Annotated in this window: 18 protein-coding genes; 10 read left to right on the top strand and 8 right to left on the bottom strand. The window is 70.1% G+C overall.

The features are described 5' to 3' along the window. Positions 1 to 267: 267 nt before the first annotated feature. From ACQE3L_RS03295 to ACQE3L_RS03310, 4 genes are all read right to left on the bottom strand, one after another. On the bottom strand, positions 268 to 867 hold the full coding sequence (locus ACQE3L_RS03295) for an NUDIX hydrolase (protein ID WP_058365507.1): 600 nt from the start codon (positions 865 to 867) through the stop codon (positions 268 to 270). Positions 868 to 984: 117 nt separating this feature from the next. Further along, positions 985 to 1,563 carry a DUF7109 family protein gene (locus tag ACQE3L_RS03300; RefSeq protein ID WP_426962358.1) on the bottom strand — a complete coding sequence of 193 codons (579 nt, stop codon included), beginning with the start codon at positions 1,561 to 1,563 and terminating at the stop codon, positions 985 to 987. Then, positions 1,560 to 2,657 carry a glycosyltransferase family protein gene (locus ACQE3L_RS03305; protein WP_426962359.1) on the bottom strand — a complete coding sequence of 366 codons (1,098 nt, stop codon included), beginning with the start codon at positions 2,655 to 2,657 and terminating at the stop codon, positions 1,560 to 1,562. The genes ACQE3L_RS03300 and ACQE3L_RS03305 overlap by 4 nt, the downstream gene beginning before the upstream one ends. Before the next feature lie 81 nt (positions 2,658 to 2,738). Continuing rightward, on the bottom strand, positions 2,739 to 3,896 hold the full coding sequence (locus ACQE3L_RS03310) for an MFS transporter (RefSeq protein WP_426962360.1): 1,158 nt from the start codon (positions 3,894 to 3,896) through the stop codon (positions 2,739 to 2,741). A 148-nt stretch (positions 3,897 to 4,044) separates the two neighbouring features. On the opposite strand from ACQE3L_RS03310, the gene ACQE3L_RS03315 reads away from it, so the two are divergent. Further along, positions 4,045 to 4,215, top strand: coding sequence for an HVO_0758 family zinc finger protein (locus ACQE3L_RS03315; protein ID WP_426962361.1), 171 nt, complete (start codon positions 4,045 to 4,047; stop codon positions 4,213 to 4,215). 186 nt (positions 4,216 to 4,401) lie between these two features. On the opposite strand, the gene ACQE3L_RS03320 is transcribed toward ACQE3L_RS03315, so the two are convergent. Then, positions 4,402 to 5,511, bottom strand: a complete 1,110-nt coding sequence (locus ACQE3L_RS03320; protein WP_426962362.1) for an aldo/keto reductase — start codon at positions 5,509 to 5,511, stop codon at positions 4,402 to 4,404. Between the two features lie 617 nt (positions 5,512 to 6,128). On the opposite strand from ACQE3L_RS03320, the gene dapA reads away from it, so the two are divergent. From dapA to ACQE3L_RS03355, 7 genes are all read left to right on the top strand, one after another. Next, positions 6,129 to 7,040: a 4-hydroxy-tetrahydrodipicolinate synthase gene (gene dapA / locus ACQE3L_RS03325; protein WP_426962363.1), complete on the top strand. Its 912-nt coding sequence runs from the start codon at positions 6,129 to 6,131 to the stop codon at positions 7,038 to 7,040. Beyond that, on the top strand, positions 7,037 to 7,870 hold the full coding sequence (gene dapB / locus ACQE3L_RS03330; protein WP_426962364.1) for a 4-hydroxy-tetrahydrodipicolinate reductase: 834 nt from the start codon (positions 7,037 to 7,039) through the stop codon (positions 7,868 to 7,870). The genes dapA and dapB overlap by 4 nt, the downstream gene beginning before the upstream one ends. A 30-nt stretch (positions 7,871 to 7,900) precedes the next feature. Then, entirely contained in the window at positions 7,901 to 8,740 is an 840-nt protein-coding gene (locus tag ACQE3L_RS03335) for a 2,3,4,5-tetrahydropyridine-2,6-dicarboxylate N-succinyltransferase (RefSeq protein WP_426962365.1), read from the top strand. Then, on the top strand, positions 8,737 to 10,149 hold the full coding sequence (lysA, locus tag ACQE3L_RS03340) for a diaminopimelate decarboxylase (RefSeq protein WP_426962366.1): 1,413 nt from the start codon (positions 8,737 to 8,739) through the stop codon (positions 10,147 to 10,149). Before ACQE3L_RS03335 ends, lysA begins: the two co-directional genes overlap by 4 nt. After that, entirely contained in the window at positions 10,146 to 11,057 is a 912-nt protein-coding gene (gene dapF / locus ACQE3L_RS03345) for a diaminopimelate epimerase (protein ID WP_426962367.1), read from the top strand. The genes lysA and dapF overlap by 4 nt, the downstream gene beginning before the upstream one ends. A 44-nt stretch (positions 11,058 to 11,101) precedes the next feature. Further along, complete coding sequence (locus ACQE3L_RS03350; protein WP_426962368.1) at positions 11,102 to 12,319, top strand: M20/M25/M40 family metallo-hydrolase; 1,218 nt, start codon at positions 11,102 to 11,104, stop codon at positions 12,317 to 12,319. 144 nt (positions 12,320 to 12,463) lie between these two features. Continuing rightward, complete coding sequence (locus ACQE3L_RS03355; protein WP_426962369.1) at positions 12,464 to 13,123, top strand: cyclase family protein; 660 nt, start codon at positions 12,464 to 12,466, stop codon at positions 13,121 to 13,123. A gap of 39 nt (positions 13,124 to 13,162) precedes the next feature. Here ACQE3L_RS03355 and ACQE3L_RS03360 read toward each other — a convergent pair whose 3' ends face one another. Beyond that, positions 13,163 to 13,792, bottom strand: coding sequence for a hypothetical protein (locus tag ACQE3L_RS03360; protein WP_426962370.1), 630 nt, complete (start codon positions 13,790 to 13,792; stop codon positions 13,163 to 13,165). 320 nt (positions 13,793 to 14,112) lie between these two features. Then, entirely contained in the window at positions 14,113 to 17,202 is a 3,090-nt protein-coding gene (locus tag ACQE3L_RS03365; RefSeq protein ID WP_426962371.1) for a PKD domain-containing protein, read from the bottom strand. A 148-nt stretch (positions 17,203 to 17,350) separates the two neighbouring features. Between ACQE3L_RS03365 and ACQE3L_RS03370 the strand changes: the two genes are divergently transcribed. Then, a complete protein-coding gene (locus tag ACQE3L_RS03370) occupies positions 17,351 to 18,223 on the top strand; it encodes an SDR family oxidoreductase (RefSeq protein WP_426962372.1) in 873 nt (290 codons plus the stop codon). Between the two features lie 47 nt (positions 18,224 to 18,270). Here ACQE3L_RS03370 and nreA read toward each other — a convergent pair whose 3' ends face one another. Then, positions 18,271 to 19,530, bottom strand: coding sequence for a DNA repair protein NreA (gene nreA / locus ACQE3L_RS03375; protein WP_426962373.1), 1,260 nt, complete (start codon positions 19,528 to 19,530; stop codon positions 18,271 to 18,273). Between the two features lie 158 nt (positions 19,531 to 19,688). Between nreA and metG the strand changes: the two genes are divergently transcribed. Next, positions 19,689 to 21,851, top strand: coding sequence for a methionine--tRNA ligase (gene metG / locus ACQE3L_RS03380; protein WP_426962374.1), 2,163 nt, complete (start codon positions 19,689 to 19,691; stop codon positions 21,849 to 21,851). The last annotated feature ends 64 nt before the right edge of the window (positions 21,852 to 21,915 follow it).

Here is a 21,915-nt window from a genome sequence, read left to right on the forward strand (position 1 = left end):
CGCACAGCAGCCTCACACCTCCCCAGCCTCGGGTCGGCCGCGGCCGCGGAACCGCACAGCAACGCAGCGCGGCCGCGGCCGGCCCTCCCTCGCGCGGTCGCGGCGACACGCGTTGCGGTCGCCGCGGCGCGCGCCGACGGCACGGCACCGCCACCGCACTGCCCCGCACAGCACCGCCGCCGGCCGAGCGTTTTTCCGGGATCGCGCGGAATTCCCGCCGTGAGTGCAGCCCGACTGAGGCAGTCGCGCCGCATCGCCCGCGGGCACTCAGACCGGGAAGTCGGCGTCGGGGTCGACGACGCGGTCGACCTGCGGCGGCATGGTCCAGTCGGTCGTCAGCTCCAGCAGCTGGACGAGCATGCGGCCGGTGGCGCCCCAGACGGTGTAGCCGTCGACGCGGAAGAAGTGGACGCGGTGGTCGCCGTACTCCGGGTGGTCGCGGCGCTCCGATTCGTAGTTGGCGAGGTCGGTGAGCGCGGCGACCGGGAGGACCACCACCTCCGCGACCTCGCTCTCGTCGGGGACGTACTCGCGGTCGGGGACCGTCGCGACGAACGGGCGGACGGCGTAGTCGGTGACCGTGGTGATGTCGTCGAGGGCGCCGTGGATCTCGGTCTCCTCGGGGCGGAGGCCGATCTCCTCGTTGGCCTCCCGGAGCGCGGTCGCGCGGAGGTCAGCGTCGGAGGGCTCGCGACCGCCGCCGGGGAAGCTCATCTGCCCGGGATGCTCGCCGAGGTGGTCGGCGCGCTTTGTGAACAGCAGGTGGGGCTCGTCGTCCCGTCGGAGGAGGGGCGCGAGGACCGCCGCTTCGCGCGCGGCGTCGGTGACCGCGACCGGCGTGCGGTGCCGGAGCCCGGACAGGTCCATGCCCGGATCTGGGTCCCGGCCGGCGTTAGTCTTGTCCTCCGTGCAGTCCCGGCCGGGATCCTGCGACTGTGTCGGGCGGCCGCCCGGCCGCGGCGACCGGCGCCGCTCGCGTCGCCGTCACTCGGCGTCGACCAGCGCCTCGGTCAGCCGGTCGCGCACGTCGTCGGTCTCTACGGGCGCCCACACGTCGAGGTCGTAGCAGACATCGAGCAGGGTCTCGGCGCGGTCGCCCCCGCGGGACCCCGATGCGTCGAGGAGGGCGTCGGCCTCCGCGCGGAGCCGGCTCGCCACGGCGCGCCCGAGCGCCTCGCGGTCGGGGTCCCGCTCCTCGACGTCGAGGATGTGCGGCAGGTCCTCGGCGCGCTCGGGCAGCGTCGGGAACGCGGCCGGCCCGACCGCGAGGCGGTCGTCGTCGGTCACCGCCGGGACCCCCCCTGCGTCCGCGGGCGGACCGTCGTCCGCCGACTCGCCGTCGTCGACCGGAACCAGCGCGTACTCGCGGATCGCGGCGTCGACCGCCGCGTCGACCGCCGCGTCGTCCACGTCGGCGCCCCGCTTGAACGCCAGCTCCGAGAGGGCGGCCCGCAGCTCGGCGCGCGTGAGCGCGCCGAACAGGTCGACGACGCCGGCTATCTCGTCGCGGGCCGCGACGCTGGCGGCCGGGTTCTCCCCGGCGGGCACCTCGGGGTCGGTCACGCGTCGAGCACCTCCGAGAGGTCGGCCCGCGCCGCCTCGCGGACCGCGTCGGGCGAGAGCCCCGTCTCGGCCCACGCCGGGAGCCGGGTGTCCGTCCCGGGCGCGGCCACGGAGTCGGCGTACGTCTCGACCTGCGCCAACTCCGCCTCGCGGTCGTACTCGAACCCGTTGAACGCGGCGTCGGTGGCGTACCCGGTCACGATCCGCTCGGCTGCGTCCCGGTACCGCCCCGGAAGCGCGCCGAGGTCCGGGTCGACGCCGTGGTCCGCGAGCGTCCGGAGGACCGCCCCCGTGACCGCCTCGCTCATGTCGGCGAGCCCGGTCGGCCCGCGGACGGAGCGGTGGTCGTGCTCGTAGCGCCCGAGGTCGACCTGCGCCGAGCCGGAAAACCCGGCCTGCGCGAACGCGTCGCCGAGCGTTCCGACCTCCAGGCCCCAGCCGCGGGGGATCCGCATCCCGGCGACCAGGTCGCTCGTCGCCGCGAACTCCCCCGCGAGCGCGTACCGGAACGCGCCGAGATAGTCCAGGATGGGCGCGTCGTGCGCGTCCGCGAGCGCTCGCACGAGGGGACGATACAGCAGGCGGAACAGGCGTCCGTAGAGCTTCCCGTCCTCGACGCGGGCGTAGTAGCCCTTCGAGAAGGCGTGGCCGTGCGCGAGCGGGAACAGCAGGCGCGGGACGTACGCCGGCGTGTAGCTCCGCGTGTCCGCGTCGTGGACGACGACGAACTCCTCGGTGATCGCCCGGCCGAGCCCGAGCCACACGTCGCGGCCCTTCCCGCGCTCGCCGTCGAGGCCGTGCTCGGCGAGCAGCGTCGCCAGTCGCGGCCCGTCACACCAGAGCGTCTCCACGGGGAGGTCGAACTCGCCCAGCCACTCGTGGAACGACCCGGCGTGTTCGGGGGTCGCGCGCAGCGGCACGACCACGCGCGCCGGGTCGACAGCCTCCAGCGCGGTCAGCACGCGCTCGGCCGCCAGCCCGCCGTACTCGCGTTCCGTCATCGGCACCACCACCGCCGCGCGGTCGGTCGGCGCGTCCGGCGTCCGGTCCGTCAGCGCGTGGAGGGTCGTCACGCGCTCCTGGACGTACTCCATCGACCGAAGGGACGGCCGGACGCCTCAAAAGGTCGCGGGTCGCGGACGGTGCAGCCGGTCCGTCGCCGGCCCGAGCGAGCGCTATCCCGGGATCCGTCCGGCTCGGTCCAGCCCCGCGAAGACGGCGACGAGAACGGCGAGCCCGGCGGCGAAGGCCGTAAACACCGCGTCGTACGCGATGCCCCGCTCGACCAGCGCGCCGACCGCGGAGGAGCCGAGCGCCTGCGTGAGCATCATGCCGCCGGAGAAGACGGCGTACGCGGTCGCGCGCGTCGTGTCGGGGAGCGTGTCGAGGATGTACGCGTCCGCCGCGGGGAACATCGCGTGGATGGTGAAGCCCGCCAGCGTCGTAGCTGCCACGAGCGGCCAGAGGCCGGAGGCGGCGACGATCAGGAACACCGAGCAGACGAACGAGGCGATGACCGCGAGCAGGAACTGCACGCGCGGGAAGCGGTCGACGAGGGTGCCCGAGATGAAGAAGGCGGGGACGCCGGCGGCGAAGATGACCGTCAGGAGGTTTCTGGCCGTCGCCTGCGGCAGCCCCTTCGCGACCATGTAGAGCTCGTAGAAGTTGAACAGGCCCTGCCAGACGAAGCTCGTGATCCCCATCAGCGCGACGCCGGCGACGATGATGTGCCACTCCGAGCGCGCGGCGGCGAGGAAGCCGGTCGCGGCCACGTCCACGTCGGGGAGGTCCGCGCGGCGCGCGAGCACGTACGTCAGGGCGGTGAGAAGGGCCGCGAGGACGCCCAGCCCGAAGAACGCGTAGCGCCAGTCGTACCACAGCGCGACGGTGGCGACCGGCGCGACGACGACCGCCGCGACCTGGCTCGCCATCCCGTGGATCCCCATCACGCGGCCGACGCGGTCGGGGAACAGCTCCGAGATGAAGGGGTTCGCCGAGACGAAGTAGACGCCGGAGGCGGTGCCGACCGCGAACGCGCCGACCATCAGCCACGCGACGCCGTCGGTGAACCCCAGGAAGACGGCGCCGAGCGAGAGCATGGCGCCGGACGCGAGCACGACGTGGTGGCGCGGCACCTTCGTGAGCAGCCAGCCGGTCGGGAACCGCGGCGCCGCGGAGCCGACCCACGCCAGCGTGACGACGAGGCCGGCCGTCCCCTCCCGGATCGCGAACTCGTCGATGAACTCGCCGACCAGCGGGGCGAAGATCACCCGCGCGAAGTTGACGAGGAACACCAGCCCGCACAGCGAACCGAACAGCTTGGCGCGAGACACGTCGGCCGTAACACGCCCCCCGCTTCAAGCGTTCCGAAAGCAGACGGCGCATACGCGGTCGGCCGCGACGACGGTCGCGCTCCCGGCGGTCGGGTATCCGCGCGCCCGCGGCGGGGTCTTTAACACGCCCGGCGTCCAACTCCCGCGTATGAAGTCGACTCGGAAGGGGCTACGCGACGGGGACCTGTTCAAGGACACCTACGAGCGGCTCAACTGCGCGGCCTGCGAGAAGGTGCTCAAGAAGCAGAACGACCCCGACAAGGTGTACTCGGTGCGGATCTGTCCGGAGTGCGAGGCCGAGTTCAAGGAACTCCGCTGAGACGTCCCCGCTCCTCCCGGGCGCGCTTCTTCGGGCGCGCTTTTTCACGCGTACTTCTGTCGGGCTCGTTGTTTCTCGGGGTCACTGGTCGGGGCCATTTTTCTGCCCACGTTTCTCGGGCCACGCTCGCCGAACGGGCCGGGGTCCACGCGAGCCGCCCCCGTCCCCGACCCGGCCGCGTCCCCCTCACTCGAAGACCGCGTCGAAGGCGTTCGCGCCCAGCGGGTCGAACGTTCCCGCTGCGACGTTCTCGCGGACGTGCGCCGGGTCGCTCGCGCCCACCAGCGAGCAGGTGACGCCGGGCGCGCTCCGCGCGAAGTTGAGCGCGCGCTGGGCCGGCGTGTCGCCGGCCAGCCGGTCGGCGACGTAGTCGGGCAGCGAGGTGGACAGCTCCCCCTGCCCGATGCTCGCGCTCGTGAACACGCCGACCCCGGCCTCGTGGGCGCACTCCAGCGTCGAGACGCGTTCGTCCGCCTCGCCCGCGTGGTCGTCCGGTCGCGGCTGGTTCGCCCGCGTGAACGCGTCCGCCATCGCGACGTTGAACGGGAGCTGGACCGCCGCGAAGCCGCAGTCGTCGGCGCCCACCGCCTCCGCGGCCCGTTCCGCCCGCTCGATCACCGCCGGGAGCGAGAGGTGCGACTCGTGACCCTCCGGGACCCGGAACGCCTCCCACGTCGCCACGCCGTAGCTCCCGAGGTCGCCCGCGAGCCGCCGGCGCTCCAGCAGCTCGAAGGCCGCCTCCAGCGCGTCGTACACCTCGGCCCGCGACCGGACGGCGAGTTGCGTCTCGGGGTTGTGGACGTAGTAGCAGTCGACCGCGTCGAGCCGGAGCGCGGACAGCGACCGGTCCAGCATCGCGTCGAGAAAGCCGGGCGCGATCGCGTGGCTCCCGTGTGCGAGGTCCTCGCGGTCCACGACTCCCGTTTCGAGGAACTCCTCGCGGACGTACGCGCCCGGGTCCTCGGGCCGGGTACCGTCGAAGGGGACGAAGCCGCCCTTCGTGGCCACCAGCACCGCGTCGCGGTCGACGTCCGCGGCCGCGAGCGCGTCGCCGACCGCGCGCTCGGAGCGGCCGCAGCGGTAGTTGACCGCGGTGTCGACGACGTTGACGCCCGACTCCAGCGCGAGCCGGATCGCCTCTCGGTAGCGTTCGTCGACCGCGTCGGTCGGCTCGCCGAGGTACGTCCCGATCCCGACGCTGGAGACGACGCCGGGGCCGAACCGCCGGAAAAAGGTGCGCCCGAACGCGTCCCCGAACCGGTCGCGGTAGCGCCAGGTCGCCTCGCGTGTCGCCATACCCGGGGTTGGTGGGCGGCGTGTAAAAGGGACGCCGTCGCGGACGGGTCGTTCACCGGCGGAACCGTGATTCGGCCGGAGAGATCGAAAGCGCCCGAGGCGGCCCTCCGTCCTGCTGGTCTGGGCGGCGCCACCTCGCCACTGCCGGCTCGACTGCGCCGGGTTCCGACGGACGGTCCGGGCCGCCTGCGGTCGCGGGCGCCGGGCTGCGGCTCCCGTTGTCCCGCTCGTTCCTCGTGGGACCCTCGCCGCGCGCGCTGACGGGACCAAAACCGCACCCCACAGCACCGCGAGCGGTTTTGAAACGCACCGATCAACCTATCGCGGTAGTTCGGCCGCGGACGCAACGTATAAGGGCCTCTCGGCCGCAGGTTCGACCGTGATTCCGACCGCGTCCACGTCCGCATCGGCGGCGTCCGAAGCGGCGCGGCTCTTCTCGAAAAAACGCGCATGATGCGTCCACAGGCGGGAGTGGCGACCCCGTCCCGGACGACCCCCGGCACCGGGCAGCCCCCGGACGCGCTCGTGCGCGTGCTCCGTTCCGACTCACGACCGACACCCGACAGTCGACACCCACCCGCGGCACTATCCGCGGCACCCACACGACGACACACCCCATGACCGACATCACGCTCGACGGCGTCTTCCCCGCGATGACGACGCCGTTCACGGACGACGGTATCGACCACGACCAGCTCGCGGCCAACGCGCAGTACCTCGAAGCGGCCGGCGTCGACGGGCTCGTCCCCGTCGGCTCCACCGGCGAGTCGGCGACGATGACCCACGACGAACACGTAGAGGTGATCGAGACCGTCGCGGCCGCGGTCGAGGACGTGCCCGTCATCGCCGGCACCGGCTCGAACAACACCGCGGAGGCGCTCTCGCTCTCCCAGCGCGCGGCGGACGCCGGCGCTGACGGACTCCTGCTCATCTCGCCGTACTACAACAAGCCCGAACCCGCGGGCTTCCTCGAACACTACCGCACGGTCGCTGACGCGGTGGACCTCCCGCAGATCGTCTACAACGTCCCCTCGCGGACGGGGCAGTCCATCCCCGCGGACGTGACCGTCGAACTCGCCGACCACCCCAACGTCGCGGGCTACAAGGCGGCCTCCGGCGACCTCAACCTGATCTCCGAGGTCGTCGAGCGCACGCGAGAGAAGGAGTTCTCGGTCCTCTCGGGCGACGACGGGCTCACCCTCCCCATCCTCTCGGTCGGCGGCCGCGGCACCATCAGCGTCGTCGCCAACGTCGAACCGGAGCGCACCTGCGCGATGGTCGGCGCCGCGCTGGCGGGCGACTACGACCGCGCCCGCGAGCTCCACCACGAACTCGGGCCGCTGACGCGCGCGCTGTTCACGGAGACGAATCCCATTCCGGTGAAGGAGGCGATGCACATCCGCGGGATGGGCTCGCCGACGGTCCGCCCGCCGCTCACGCGGCTCTCGGAGGAGCACCGCGAGGAACTGGCCGACCTGCTCGCGGAGTACGAGGGCGGCGAGCCGGACGTCGCGGAGGCGACGCGATGACCGGGAACGGCTCGGAGGCGGACGCCGGCGGTGCCGAGGTCGGCGGCGACGACCCGGTCCGCATCGCCGTCACCGGCGCCGGCGGTCGGATGGGCGGCGAGGTGATCGGCGCGGCGGCCGACAGGGAGGACGTGCGCGTCGTCCTCGCGGTGAACCGCTCCGAGACGGAACCGGTCGCGGGCGTCGCGGTCGACCCCGCCGACAACCTCGACCGCCTGCTCGCGGACGCGGACCCGGACGTGCTGGTCGACTTCACCGGTCCCGCGTCCGCGGCCGACTACGCCGAGGCGGCCGCCGAGGCGGGCGTCGCGGTCGTCACCGGCACCACGGGCTTCGACTCCTCGGAGACGCGTCGGCTCCGCGAGGCGAGCGAGGCGGTGCCCCTGCTGAAGGCCGCGAACTTCTCGCGGGGCGTGCTGGCGCTCCGCCGGGCCGTTCGGGAGGCGGTGCGGGCGGTCCCGAGCTACGACGTGGAGTTGACCGAAACGCACCACAACGGCAAGCGCGACGCTCCCTCGGGCACCGCGAAGACGCTGCTCGACGACGTCGAGGCGGAGCGCGGCGACCTCGACGAGCGGACGCACGGCCGCGAGGGCGAGGCGCCCCGCGAGCCCTCTGAGATCGGCGTCCACGCCCGGCGCGCGGGCGACGTGACCGGCGAGCACGAGGTGCTGCTGGCGGGCAACCGCGAGACGCTGGAGCTGACCCACCGCGCGGGCGACCGGGCGGTGTTCGCCATCGGCGCGCTCGACGCGGCCGTCTGGCTCGCCGACCAGCCCCCCGGCCGCTACGACTTCGCGGACGCGGTCGATGCCGCAACCGACGAGTAAAAACGACCCACTCCCCTCACACGACACAACATGACGCTCGAAACCGACATCGAGGACCTCTGGCGGCGCTACGACCAGGGACTGACCGCGGCCGACACGACGACCGACGACGAGGCGACGCTCGACGCGTTCCTCGACGCGCTGGAGGCCGGCGAAGTCCGCGCGGCGGAGAAGACCGGCGACGACGTGACCTCCTGGACGGCCAACGAGTGGGTCAAGCGAGGCATCCTGCTCAACTTCGGCCTCCGCGAGACCGAGGCGCGCGAGTACGGCGACGTCACCTACCACGACGTGCTCCCGCTGCGAGACACCGCCGATCTGGCGGAGCGGGGAACGAGAAACACGCCGGACGGGACCGCGATCCGGCGCGGCGCGTACCTCGGCAGCGACTGCATCATGATGAGCCCCTCGTTCGTCAACATGGGCGCGTACGTCGGCGACGGCACGCTCGTCGACTCCTGTGACACGGTCGGATCCTGCGCCCAGCTCGGGGAGGGCGTCAAGCTCGGCGCGAACACGCTGATCGGCGGCGTGCTCGAGCCGGTCGAGGACGCGCCCGTGATCGTCGAGGACGGCGTCTCGCTCGGCGCGGGCTGTCGGGTCACCTCCGGCTTCCGCGTGGGCGAGAACTCGGTCGTCGGCGAGAACACCCTGCTCACGCCGCGCATCCCGGTGTACGACCTCGTCGAGGAGGAGGTCATCTACGGTCACCTGCCGTCGGATCGGCGGGCGTTCACCCGCATGGTGGAGTCCTCCGTCGGCGACCACGACCTCTTCGAGGGCGGCGCGTACAAGCCCGCGGTCGTCGCCACCGACGTGGAGGAGCGCACCCTCGAGGCGACCGCGCGGGAGGAGGCGCTTCGGGAATGAGCGACGCCGCCACCGGGGACGCCGCGGCGGACGCCGCCTCCGCGCCCGCCTCCGACCTCGGTCCCGACGTGCGTCGAGTCGCGGACTGGGACGCCGACCGGCTCCGCGACCTCGCCACGACCCACGACACGCCGCTGTACGCCATCGACCTCGACCGCGTGCGGGAGAACTGCGCGCGGCTCCGCGCCGCGTTCCCCGACGCGGACGTGCGCTACGCCGTGAAGGCCCACACGGGGCGGGCGGTCCTCGAGACGGTCCGCGAGGCGGGCCTCGACGCCGAGTGCGCCTCCGCGGGCGAACTCCACCGCGCGCTCGCCGCGGGCTTCGCGGGCGACCGACTCCACTACACCGCGGTCAACCCGCCGGCCCGCGACCTCGACTACGTCGTCGACGAGGCGTGGACCGACAACCCCGACCTGACGGTCACCGCGGGCGCGGTCGACACCCTCGACCGCCTCGCGGAGCGCGGGTACGACGGCCGCGTCTGCGTCCGCGTCAACCCTGGCGTCGGCGCGGGCCACCACGAGAAGGTCCGCACCGGCGCGAACGCGAAGTTCGGCGTCCCGTACGACCGCGCGGCCGAGGTCGTCCGCGACGCCGCCGAGCGGTTCGAGATCGTCGGGATCCACGCCCACGCCGGCTCCGGAATCGACCCGAGCCAACTCGACAGCCACCGCGAACTCGTCTCGCGGATGGGGGAGCTGGCGCGGACGCTGACCGCGCCGAGCGAGGACGACGCCGACGGGACCGGCGACGCGGCCGCCCCCGTCGACCTCGAGTACGTCGACGTGGGCGGCGGCTTCGGCGTCCCGTACGAGGAGGACGCGCCGGCGCTGGACCTGGACGCGGTGGCGGACGCGACCCGCGACGCGCTCGGCGAGGTGTCGCGGGGCGGCTCCGACGATGCCGAGCCCGCCGGTCTCGCGGTCGAGCCCGGGCGCTACGTGGTCGCGGACGCCGGCGTCCTGCTGACGCGCGTGAACACGGTGAAGCCGACGCCGGAGACGGTCGTCGCGGGGGTCGACGCCGGCATGACCGACCTGCTCCGCCCGGCGATGTACGACGCCTACCACCCGATCCGCAACCTCGGTGACGGCTCGTCGACCGCGACCGGCGCGGAGCCGACGAACCGCGAGACGGTCGGCGTCACCGTCGCCGGCCCGATCTGCGAGAGCGCGGACGTGTTCTGCGAGAACAGGCCCCTCCCCGACCCCGAGCGCGGCGACCTGCTGGCGGTCGGCATCGCCGGCGCGTACGGCTACGAGATGGCGAGCCAGTACAACTCCCGGCCGCGACCCGCGGAGGTCGCGGTCGCCGCAGGGGACGCGAGCGGGGGGGACGCGGACGGCGCAGCGCGCGTCGTCCGCCGCCGTGAAACGCTCGCGGACCTGACGGAGGTAGAGGGATGAGCCACGCGACGGGCGCCGTGGAGTTCACGAAGTACCACGGTACGGGCAACGACTTCCTCGTGGTCGACGCCACGGACCCGGTCCCGGACCGGGCCGCGTTCGCTCGCACGCACTGCGACCGCGAGACGGGCGTGAGCGTCGCGGAGTCGTCACGGAACGGCGGCACGAGCGCCGCGACCGGGAGGCGGGGCGCCGACGGCGTGCTGTTCCTGGACGTGACCGAGCGCTACTCGCCGGCCCGCGTCGTGATGACGCTGGTCCAGCCGGACGGCTCGACCGCCTCGATGTGCGGCAACGGCGCGCGCTGTGCGGCCGCGTGGGCCCACGAGCGCACCGGCGAGACGGAGTTCATGATCGACACGCAGGCGGGGACCAGACACGCCAACGTGAGCCCGGACGACGACTACGTGGAGATCGAGATGGGGACGCCCGCGTTCGACCCCGAGCGCGTCCCGGTCGAGAGCGACGGCCCGTTGGTCGAAACCGAGGTCGAGGGACTGACCGTCACCGCCGTGAACACGGGCGTCCCACACGCGGTCGCGTTCGTCGAGGACGTGGACGCACACGACCTCGCGGCGGTCGCGGAGCCGGTCCGACACGCCGACGTCTTCCCGGAGGGCGCGAACGTGAACCTCGCGTCGCCGGCCGGAACGACCGCCGACGGCGTCCCCGTGTTCGCCCAGCGCACCTTCGAGCGCGGCGTCGAGGACGAGACCCGCTCCTGCGGCACCGGCGGCGTGGCCATCGGCGCGGCCGCGGTCCGAACCGGCCGCGTCGAGGGCCCGGAGGTCCACACCACGCCGCCGGGCGGACGGCTGGAGGTGACGGTCCCGGACGACGGCCCGGCGTGGCTGGCCGGCCCCGTCGAGGTGGAGTACGAGGGGACGCTCCTCGCCGATCCGCGATGACCGGACCCGCGGACGGCGACTCTCCCGGCACGCGAGGCGTCGACGTGTCCGACCTCGACGCGTCCCCCCCGGCCGACCCCGAGACCTACGACCCCGTCTCCTTCCTCGCCGAGATGGTGCAGCTTCCGTGTCACGAGGACGTGACCGACGCGCGAGACCTGCTGGTCGCGACGCTGGCGGAGCACGGCGTCGACGCGGCGGTGGACGACGCCGGCAACGTCCTCGCCACGCGGACGGCCTCCGGGGAGTCGGCGGGCGCCGCCGGTCCCCACGTCGTCCTGAATACGCACCTCGACACGGTGTCGCCGGACGTGCCTTTCGAGCGCGACCGGGACGCGACCGTCGAGGGCGAGACGGGGGTGGACGTCATCCACGGGCGCGGCGCCTGCGACGCGAAGGGGCCGCTCGCGGCGCTCGTGGGCGGGTTTCTGTCCGCCGACGTCGGCCGCGGTCGGCTCACGCTCGCGATAACCCCCGACGAGGAGGTCCTCTCGCTCGGCGCCGCGGCGCTGACGGGCCGGCTTCCGGGGACGGAAGACGCGCTCGAGGGCGACCTGTTTCTGGTCGGCGAGCCCACGGGACTTGACGTCTGCACCGCCGCGAAGGGGCGCTTCGAGGGGACGGTCGAACTCGCGGGCGAGAACGCCCACGCGGCCGAGTTCGCCGGCGTCAACGCCGTCGCGGCCGCTGAGGACGCGCTCGCGGCGATCCGGACGTTCGACGCGGAGGCGGACGAACACCCACAGCTCGGCCCGCCGAAGCTCACGCCGACGGTGGTCGAGGGGGGCGGCGCGACGAACCAGGTGCCCGACCGGTGTGCGATCACCGTCGACCGCCGGAGCGTTCCCCCCGAATCCGCGGGCGGGTTCCGGGACGCGCTCGAAGCGGACGTGCGCGCGGCGGTCGACGACGCGGTCGGCGTCGCGGTCTCGCTGACGGAGCGCGACTCGCCGTTCCTGGAGGCGTTCGCGACCGACCCCGACCATCGGCTCCCGCGGACGCTTCGGGAAGCCATCGCCGGCACCCGACCCGAAGCGACCGACGCCGAGCGCGGCGCCGGCGCCCGGCCCTTCTCCGCGGCGACGGAGGCCTCGTACTTCGCGCCCGCGCCGACGGTCGTGTTCGGTCCCGGCGACCTCGCGGACGGCGACGGCGCCGTCGCGCACGCCGATCGCGAGTACGTCCGTGTCCGCGAGGTCGAGTGGGCGACCGCGGCGGTCGAGCGCGCGCTCTCGCGTCTGCTAAGCCCGGAAGGGGCGTAAGTCGGGTCCCGCAACCGGCCGTCGCCGGTCCGTTTCCCGTCTGCGGTCGTGATGTGGATTTTTCTGTAACCGGTCGCGGTGCGGCCCATTTCCGTCACCGCGACGCGTGACCGCACTTTTGAGACGCCGTGCCGATGGACGACTATGTACCGCGACCTCTCGCACCCACTCCGGACGGGCGCGCCGACTTACCCCGGCGACCCGGACGTCTCGGTCGAACCGGCCGCGACTCACGAGGCGGACGGCTACTCGGTTCACACGGTCGAACTCGGCAGCCACGCCGGCACCCACGTCGACGCGCCGCGGCACACGGAACCCGACGGCGCGACGCTCGACGACCGCGAGGTCGGCGAGTGGGCCTTCGACGCGCGCCTGCTCGACCTGACGCCGTGTGAGCCGCGGGAAGCGGTCGGGCCGGACGCGTTTCCGGACGACCTCGACCCCGCGATCGACCTGCTGGTCGTCCGCACCGGTTGGGCCGACAGGTGGGGAACCGACGCCTACCGCGATCATCCGTTCCTGACGCCCGAGTTCGCCGAGCGGTGCGTCGACGCGGGCGTCGGCGTGGGTCTGGACACGTTCGGTCCCGACCCGACCGCGCCCGCCGAGTCAGCAGACGACGACTCCGGTGACGAGCCGACCGGATTCCCTGCCCACCACGCGCTGCTGGGTGCCGGTCTGCCGGTCGTCGAGAACCTTCGGAACCTCGCGGGTCTACCCCGCCGGTTTGCGTGCTACGCCTTCCCGCTCCCGCTCGCGGAGAGCGACGGTGCGCCGGCAAGAGTGGTCGCGAAGACGCGGTAGGCGGGCGGGCTCCGGATCCGAACCACGCTCCCGGCGCGGTCAGTATCGCCGGCGTGCGCCGACCGCGAGGATGACGCCGATCGCGAGCGTCCCGGCCCCGAGGAACCCGGCGGCCAGCAGCGCGTCCCCGGAGAGGGACCCGCCGCCCGGGAGCCCCACACCGTCACCGTCGTCCGAGCCCGCCCCCGACGGTTCGTAGTGGTAGTTCGGGTGGATGGGCTCGTACGTCCGGTTCTCCACGGTGACGTTGCCCTCGGGCTCGCCCGCGAACTCGACCATGTCGAGGCTGTCGTTCATGTCCGAGTAGTCGTTCGTGTACAGTCGAACTTCCCCCCTGACGACCGCGTCCGGCGGCTCGTTCAACTCGATGACCGCGGTCCCCGTCTCGTTGGGCCTAGCCTCCGGCCGCCCGACCGCGTTCCCCGTCTCCTCGGTCGAGACGACGACGTGCTGGCGATGCGCGTGCGGAGTCGGGTTCTCGACCGTGACGTGGAGTTCCGTCCGCGGATCCGCGGGCGTCCCGTTCGCCACGAGGTCGACGTTCGTTATCTGCGGGAGCGGCATGTCGTCCGCGTCCGCGGCCGTGGGCGTGGCGTTGTAGGTGTGCTGGATGGTTGGGCCGTAGGCATGGATCTTGACTATTTGTTGATGGGCAGAGGGATCTTGCATGCCAGAGATATCAAAGGTCCAATATTCGGTTTCGCTTGGGTGGAGTGTCTCTCGTACGTCATGCACCGTCGTTCTGGCTACTTGAAGTGCAAATGATACTTCTTCAGACTCAGTGTTGAGATTGTGCGAAGAGATCTCTAGAGTCATATTCGCGTAGAAGTCGGCGGTGATCTGGAACCCATATTCTGTTTGTATCGTCTTCGAGTAGACTATTTCCTCCTGCTCGTCAGTATCGACCGTTGAGTCAGCCAGTCCGGGTCCTGCCATCATACCGGCCGCTACGACCACCAGCATCGCAACTAGCAGAAACCGACCGTGGATCATTTTACACCACATCCCGCACCTCGACAGTCATCTCCCCCTGTCGGCTCACGATTTCTTAATTGTTGTATTAATTCGGGTTCTGAGACGAATCCCTCTTCGACTGCCGTCTTCTTGAACACGCCCGTCTTTCGGATATTACTGTCTACCGCATCTGTGCCGGACGAGTAGTACACGATATCGCCTTCAACCGTCAGTTCCGATCGAGTAACTGCTGTTTTGTCGTCAACTTCATCTCGTATCTCAGAATTCGTTCCAACCTGCTTTCGGAGTATCCAGGTAGTCGACGTTGACGTTCGACCGATCCGATAGTTGTCACTCCTGACGTGGTTGTCCACCGTCCGACGGTCGGACGTCTCCATGTAGTCTCTCCACTCCGACACGCTTTGCTGAATGACGACTTCCTTGCTCGCTAGGTACGTGTAGTCTGTGACCGTTGTGGTCTTCGTCTCCCTGTGTTGGTACTCAGTCTCTGTGACTCGATCGCGGACCTTAACGGAACGAGAGGAGCCTGTTCGGCGGTCCCACAAACTGTAAGCATGCGATGACCAGTAAGTTCCCCCGTACCTGCTTTGGTACTGGTATTCCGTTCGGTACTCCGCGGACTGGATCGTCCTTGTCCGCTTCTGACCGGTGTACCCGGACGAAATTGAATGCCGCCACTCGTAGGATGTCGTCACTTTTTCGCGTTGAGTCGACGTGCGTCCGGATTTGTGCCACCCGTCAGATCGACGGATAAAGTGCCGGCGTCGAAGCGAGCTATCGAACTCCTTCTGCCTGGTTTCGATTATTGCGTCCTGCTCGTGAAGCCTCTGTATCGTGTAGGACGTGTCCTCTTCCATCTCCGCTACTGAGTATCCTCTATCCTGACTTGCCCGCATCAAGTGCTCAGACGAGACTGAGATCTCGTCATACACTGGAACTTCTACCTCATAGAGCGACTCAGTTACGTCGATATTGTAATAAAACTCTCCCGTTCTGGTGAATGTCGGGAGGGGTAACTCGAACGTTCGTTCCGTTTGCTCCGGGTTTTCTGCGTTATATACTTGTAAAGCAACAGGACCATCAAGATAGGCTCCCAGCGTAGTTTCGATATCCCCGACCCAGCGGTTCTCCTGTTCTGCCGGATCTTTCTTCGCTGTGACTTGGCCAGAACCACGGATCAATTCAAAGCGTATGTCAGAGCTTTCGAATGCTTCATCTTTCAAGTTAAACCGCTCTGTTCTGAAGCTCAGACTTAGAGTTTCGTATGGATCGTATCCCGTTTGACTGTACAAGAACACGTCAATTGTCGGCGAATAGTACTCATCCAGCGTCGTCGTCTTTCTAACCTCTCGGTTGTGTCCGTCGATAACTGAGAGGGTGATTTCGTTCTTGATGTTTTTCAAGCTGGACGACAGAACCGGGCTCTCCTCCACAAAGTCCGGTATCCAAGTAAACGAGAGCTTAGTTCCGTCTGGATCAAATGAATTACTGGCGTCAATCACGATTCTAGGAACGTGTAGGTTTTTGTCGTGGTTGACATGGACATCTAATCGAACCTCGGGGTCACTGTCTACGACTTTGATCGACGCAGGCTCCTTATCGACGACTAACGTTTGAGGCCGATCAAGTACTAGGAGATTCTCAGTTATCTCATACTTTCGTGGGGACGAATAAGCAAAGTCAACTATTTTGACTATTTTTTGATCTGATATATTTTGAGTGCGAGTTTCTAATTCCACATACTCATTTTCCCGAGCGCTTGTCTCCATCCCCACCCCCTCAACCGGGTAGCCGTTCAGGTCCACGGTCACCTTCATCGTCGCGGTGTAGCGTTCGGGGTCGATTCGCTCGTGGTAGGAGTCGACCGGCGTGTTCAGGACCTCGATCGACTCGATATAGGGGATCCCGGCGACTTCGACGGTCTCCGTGACGCGAACGGTCTGTCCGTAGGTGTCGGTCGCGACCGCGGTCACCTCGTATTCGGTGTTGTCTCGGAGTCCGTCCGCGCGGAACTCCGACTCGTGGCGCCGGACGCCCCGACGCGTTGCGCGTTCGACCAGTTCGCCGTCGATGAACACCTCCACGGACCGGAGCGCGTTCAGGTCGTCCTCCGCGACGACCGCGCCGCTGATGGTCCCGTCGTAGCCGTCGAGGTCCCGGAGCCGGAGGTCGACCGGCGGCTTCGCGACCACCTCGCGGGTCCCGTCCGCGAACGTCGCCACGCGCTTGCTCCCGTCGCGGTACTCGACGAGCGCGGAGAGCCGGTGGCGGCCGGGGTCCCACGTTCGTTGGAGCGTCCCGCCGGTCGCGACCGACTCGCCGTCGACGCGCCAGGTGACCGCGGCGACGGCCGCGCCGCCGGAGTCGACCGAATACGTCGCAGTGAGCGGTTCCTCCTCGAACACCTCCTGTGGACCGTGGATCGTCGGGTCCTCGCTCGCCGCGGTACCGCCGTACCAGCCGGGGCTTCCGCTCGCCTCCTCCGGCTCCGTAACCGAGACCGTCCGGTCGTCGCTCGCCGACTGGTCGGCAGTGTCGAGAACCGTCACGTCGACGGTTCGGGGATCGAGCGTGGTGATGGTGCGGTTCAGGGTGGCTTCGGCTCCCGGCCGGTGCTCGGTCTCGACGACCTCCCCGTCGACTCGCCAGACGACGCGGTCGATGGGCGCGTCACCCGGGTCGATCGCGGCCGTGAAGGCGGCGGTGTCGCCGACCGACACCGCCGACGGGCCCTCGAGTGCGACCGCGGGCGGGTCCCCCTCGGAGACGCGGACGTGGAGCGTGTCGCTGGCCGTCCGCCCCGCGTCGTCGGTCACGGTGAGCGTCACGTCGTAGGTCCCTAACGCGGCCGCCTCGAAGGTCGGCGTTCGGCCGGTCGGCGTCGCGGCCGTGCTACCGTCCGGAGCCAGGATTTCCCACTCGTAAGCGACGATCTCACCGTCCGGATCGTACGAGCCGCCGCCGTCGAGATGAACGGTCGTCCCCTGGGATACCGACTGGTCGAGACCGGCGTCGGCAAGCGGCGCTTCGGCGTCGGCCGCCCCCGCGAGCGGAGCGCCGAGGAACAGACACACGAACAGCAGTGCGAGCGCGTCTCGTCTCATTCAGGCGGAGAGTCATATCCTCTTTTTCTGACTTAAGTGTTCGTATCTTTTTATCGAATTATATTTTCCAACAGCTGTTTTAATCTGAGAGTTGCCGGATCGAGAGAGAAGCCCGACAGTTATACCCTCCGCGCCCGACGCCGGAAACGTGCAGAAGACCGTACTCATCACCGGCTGCTCCTCGGGTATCGGCCGCGCGACGGCGCGGGCGTTCAACGACGAGGGCTGGACGGTGTACGCGACCGCACGGAACCCCGCGGACGCACAGACGCTCGGGGACGAGGGCTGCGAGCTCGCGACGCTCGACGTGACGGACCAGGCGGACGTCGACCGCGTCGTGGACCGGATCCTCGACGAGGAGGGGGCCATCGACTGTCTGGTCAACAACGCCGGATACGGCCAGTTCGGCCCGCTGGAGGACGTGCCGACGGAGAAGGTCCACGAGCAGTTCGACGTGAACGTGTACGGTCCCCATCGGCTCATCAGGGCCGTCCTCCCGCACATGCGCCGCGAGCGCGAGGGGACGATCGTCAACCTCTCGTCGGTCGCCGGACGCGTCGCGTTCCCCGGCGGGGGCGTCTACAGCGGTTCGAAGTTCGCGGTCGAGGCGATGTCCGACGCGCTGCGCGGCGAGGTATCCGAGTACGGCATCGACGTGGTCGTCGTCGAGCCCGGGCCGGTCAAAACGGGATTCAGCGAGCGCGCCGAGCGGGAGGTGGCGGCGGACCGGGAGCCGGAGGATGACGAAGCGGGCGGTGAGGTCGGCGAGGGGATCGACCGCTCGGGCGCCTACGAGGACTTCTACCGCGTCTTCGACGACGCGAAGCTGATCGGAGGCGACGGCCCCGGGTCGGTCGGTCCGGAGCGGGTCGCGGCCGAGATCCTCAACGCGGCGAGCGCGACGCGGCCCCCGGCCCGCGTCCAGCCCGGGACGGCAGCCCGGGTCGGCGTCCTGGCGCGGTTCCTCCCCGACGCGGTGCGCGACAAGGGGTACGAGCTGCTCGCGAAGCTGACGCGGTAACGCCGGCTGGCCGTTCTCTCTTCCCCTGTTCTGGCCCGTTCGACCCTTCAGCCGAGGAAGTCCCCGATGTTCGTCTGGAGCCCCGCGGCCATCGTCGACTTGCGCCGGAGTCGCGAGAGGGGGACCGGGAGGTGGTCCGCGACGCCGCGGACGGCCTCGCCGAACGTCTCCGCTTCCCCGAGCTCGCCCTCGAAGGCGTTCCTGACCGCCTCGCGGACCTGCCAGACGCCGACGGGCCCCCAGTACGCGTCGGAGACGTGTCTGAGCACCAGGACCTTCGCCTGCCGGCCGCGGTCGGAGAGGTGCTCCAGCACGCCGAGCCGCGCGGCGTAGTACGCGCCCGCGGTCTCGTCGACGTAGCCCGTCCGCCCCTCGCGGCCCTCGTGGGCGGCCGCGAGGTAGATGCCGGCCTCGGGGTCGGGGTTCCAGACGGAGCCGGGCGCCTTCATCTCGACGAGCTCGTACTCCCAGTCGCCCGGGGCGAGGACCACCCAGAAGGCGTTGCCGAGGTACTCGTTGCGGTGGACCTCGACCGAGTCGACCGACGGCGCGTCCCTGATCGTCCCGCGGAGGTACTGGCCGACGGTGTCGTCGACCGCGGTGATCGACCAGCGCGTCGGGACGAGTCGGCGGTTCTCCCCCTGTCCGAGCGCGCCCGCCGAGAGGATCGAGTTGATCTCGTACACGTCGAACCCCCGGCGGTAGAGGTACGTCATCGCCCCCTGCGCGCGCCAGTCGTCGTCCTCCAGCGTCTTCTCGACCGGCCGCGGGACGTGCGGGTTCTCGCCGAGCGACGCGTCGCGGGCGCGGGCCCGCGGTCCGACCGGCGCGCCCACGTCGTCGATGTCCACGTCCAACTCCGGCTTCGAGTCGAGCCCGATCTCCACGTCGACGGGCCGGTCCGCGATGGCCACCTCGCGCTGGGTGCCGAGCCAGCCGTCCCACGCGTCGTGGACGTTGTCGACCTCGGCGGTCCGGTTGGAGTTGAGGAGGCCGGAGCGGCGTTCGAAGACGTCGCCGATCGAGACGCCCTCGTCGTACCAGTCGCCGGAGGTGCGGAACCGCTCGGCCTGCTCCTCGCGGCCGACCGGCGACAGGATGCCGGTCGAGACGTTCGGGTAGTTCGAGCGCCCGACGAAGATAGACGGCGAGACGGAGCCGACCAGCGAGTCGCCGGAGAGCGCGTCCTCGAAGCGGTCCTGAAACGTCTCGAGGTGGTCGAGCACGCCGTAGTCCTTCTCCTGGGCGAGGCGGCGGCGCTCGGCGCGCTCGTTCCGCTCGAACTCCACGAACTCGTCGAGCCGCATTCGGCCGTGGGTACGACGGGGACGGGTTTGAACGTTGCCCGCGCGGGTTCGCGTGTGGGTGCGTGCAGCGACCCGAGAAACGCCCGGTTTCGACCGCGGCGAGGGACGCGCGGAACCAGCGGGCTTTTGCCCCGCTTGCCCGAGAACACACACGAGCAATGAGCCACGAGGACTTCCCCACCGACGACCCCGCGGTGGTGACCTGCGGGCTGCCGTACGCCAACGGCGACCTGCACGTCGGTCACCTCCGCACCTACGTGGGCGGCGACGTGTACGCCCGCGCGCTGCGAACGCTGGGCCAGCAGACCGCGTTCGTCTCCGGCTCGGACATGCACGGCACGCCCGTCGCGGTCAACGCGGAGCAGGAGGGCGTCTCCCCCGAGGAGTTCGCGCTCGGCTGGCACGAGGAGTACGAGGCGACGTTCCCGAAGTTCAACGTCGACTTCGACAACTACGGCCACACCCACGACGAGACCAACACCGAGCTCACCCAGGAGCTGGTCCGCGACCTCGACGAGGCCGGCCACGTCTACGAGAAGGAGATCATGGTCGCGTACGATCCCGAGGACGACCAGTACCTCCCCGACCGCTACGTCGAGGGGACCTGCCCGTACTGCGGTGCCCACGCCCGCGGCGACGAGTGCGACGAGGGGTGCCAGCGCCACCTCGAGCCCGGCGAGATCGAGGACCCCGTCTCGACCATCTCGGGGAACCCGGCCGAGTACCACGAGCGCACGCACAAGTTCTTCGAGGTCTCCGCGTTCGCCGACTACCTCTCCGACTTCCTGGACCGGCTGGAGGGGACCGCGAACGCCCGGAACCAGCCCCGCGAGTGGATCGAGCAGGGGCTCCAGGACTGGTGTATCACCCGCGACATGGACTGGGGGATCGACTACCCCGACGCCGAGGGCGAGGAGTCCGACCTCGTGCTGTACGTCTGGGTCGACGCGCCGATCGAGTACATCGCCTCCACGAAGCAGTACTCCGAGCGCGTGGGCGCGGACGTCTTCGACTGGGAGGCGGTCTGGGGCGCCGGCGAGCACGCCGCGGCCGCCGCGGACGCCACCGACCCCGACGCGGTCGACCCCGACGACGTCGGCGGCGAGGTCGTCCACGTCATCGGCCGCGACATCATCCAGCACCACACGGTCTTCTGGCCCGCGATGTTGCGCGGCACGGGTCACGTCGAGCCGCGCGCCGTGATGGCCTCCGGCTTCGTGACGCTCGGCGGGAAGGGCTTCTCGACCAGCCGCGACCGCGCGGTCTGGGCCGACGAGTACATCGACGAGGGGTTCCACCCCGACCTGCTGCGGTACTACCTCGCGACCAACGGCGGGTTCCAGCAGGACGTGGACTTCTCGTGGGAGCGCTTCCGCGAGCGCGTCAACAACGAGCTGGTGGGGACGGTCGGCAACTTCCTCTACCGCTCGCTTTTGTTCGCGCACCGCAACTACGAGGGCGCCCCGACGGACGTCGCGGGGCCGAGCGACGAGGTCGAGAGCCGGATCGACGGCGCGGTCGCCGACTTCACCGACGCCGTCAACGACTACTCCGTCCGCGACGCGGGCGACGCGGTCACCCATCTGGCCGCGTTCGGCAACGAGTACATCCAGCGCAACGAGCCGTGGAGCCTCGTGGACAACGACCCCGAGCGCGCGAAGCAGGTCGTCTACGACTGCGTCCAGATCGCGAAGGCCATCGCCGTCCTCTTCGAGCCGGTCGCGCCCGAGAAATGCGAGCGCCTGTGGGCGCAGCTGGGCGAGGACGGGTCCGTCCACAACGCGACGCGCGCCGACGCGCTGGCACCGCCCGCTGGGGCGTTCCCCGAGCCGACCGAGCTGTTCGAGAAGATCGAGGCCGAGCGCGTCGAGGAGCTGAACGCGAAGCTCGACGAGCGCGTGGCCGAAGCGACCGCCGACGAGGCGAAGGAGAGCGAGGAGGCGGACGCGGAGGATACCGCGGACACGGACGACGCCATGACCGACTTCGACCCCATCACCGACGACCGCATCGACTTCGAGACGTTCGAGGAGCTCGACATCCGGGTGGGCCGGATCGAGAGCGCGGAGGGCATCGAGGGCGCGGACAAGCTCGCGAAGCTCACCGTCGACATCGGCGTGGAGACGCGCCAGATCGTCGCCGGGATCAAGCAGCTCCACGACCTCGACGCCATCGAGGGCGAGAAGGTGGTCGTCCTCGCGAACCTCGAGAAGGCGGAGCTGTTCGGCGTCGAGTCGAACGGCATGGTGCTGGCCGCGGGCGAGGAGGCCGACCTGCTGACGACTCACGGCGACGCCGCGCCAGGCGAGCGGATCCGGTAGGCCGAAGCCTGCGGTCGGCCGAGCAAACGCCGGCCGCGAGAGGAGACCGAACGGGCGCCGCTCC

Origin of the sequence: Haloparvum alkalitolerans, from assembly GCF_050122995.1 — an archaeon.
In the GTDB taxonomy this organism is placed as follows: Archaea; Halobacteriota; Halobacteria; order Halobacteriales; family Haloferacaceae; genus Haloparvum; species Haloparvum alkalitolerans.

What these genes read in the sequence shown, in the direction of transcription:
- metG (WP_426962374.1), top strand. Translation starts at nt 19,689, where the DNA reads ATGAGCCACGAGGACTTCCCCACCGACGACCCCGCGGTGGTGACCTGC.
- ACQE3L_RS03315 (WP_426962361.1), top strand. Translation starts at nt 4,045, where the DNA reads ATGAAGTCGACTCGGAAGGGGCTACGCGACGGGGACCTGTTCAAGGAC.
- dapB (WP_426962364.1), top strand. Translation starts at nt 7,037, where the DNA reads ATGACCGGGAACGGCTCGGAGGCGGACGCCGGCGGTGCCGAGGTCGGC.
- dapA (WP_426962363.1), top strand. Translation starts at nt 6,129, where the DNA reads ATGACCGACATCACGCTCGACGGCGTCTTCCCCGCGATGACGACGCCG.
- ACQE3L_RS03355 (WP_426962369.1), top strand. Translation starts at nt 12,464, where the DNA reads ATGTACCGCGACCTCTCGCACCCACTCCGGACGGGCGCGCCGACTTAC.
- dapF (WP_426962367.1), top strand. Translation starts at nt 10,146, where the DNA reads ATGAGCCACGCGACGGGCGCCGTGGAGTTCACGAAGTACCACGGTACG.
- ACQE3L_RS03335 (WP_426962365.1), top strand. Translation starts at nt 7,901, where the DNA reads ATGACGCTCGAAACCGACATCGAGGACCTCTGGCGGCGCTACGACCAG.
- ACQE3L_RS03320 (WP_426962362.1), bottom strand. Translation starts at nt 5,511, where the DNA reads ATGGCGACACGCGAGGCGACCTGGCGCTACCGCGACCGGTTCGGGGAC.
- ACQE3L_RS03295 (WP_058365507.1), bottom strand. Translation starts at nt 867, where the DNA reads ATGGACCTGTCCGGGCTCCGGCACCGCACGCCGGTCGCGGTCACCGAC.
- ACQE3L_RS03360 (WP_426962370.1), bottom strand. Translation starts at nt 13,792, where the DNA reads ATGCAAGATCCCTCTGCCCATCAACAAATAGTCAAGATCCATGCCTAC.
- nreA (WP_426962373.1), bottom strand. Translation starts at nt 19,530, where the DNA reads ATGCGGCTCGACGAGTTCGTGGAGTTCGAGCGGAACGAGCGCGCCGAG.
- ACQE3L_RS03365 (WP_426962371.1), bottom strand. Translation starts at nt 17,202, where the DNA reads ATGAGACGAGACGCGCTCGCACTGCTGTTCGTGTGTCTGTTCCTCGGC.
- lysA (WP_426962366.1), top strand. Translation starts at nt 8,737, where the DNA reads ATGAGCGACGCCGCCACCGGGGACGCCGCGGCGGACGCCGCCTCCGCG.
- ACQE3L_RS03305 (WP_426962359.1), bottom strand. Translation starts at nt 2,657, where the DNA reads ATGGAGTACGTCCAGGAGCGCGTGACGACCCTCCACGCGCTGACGGAC.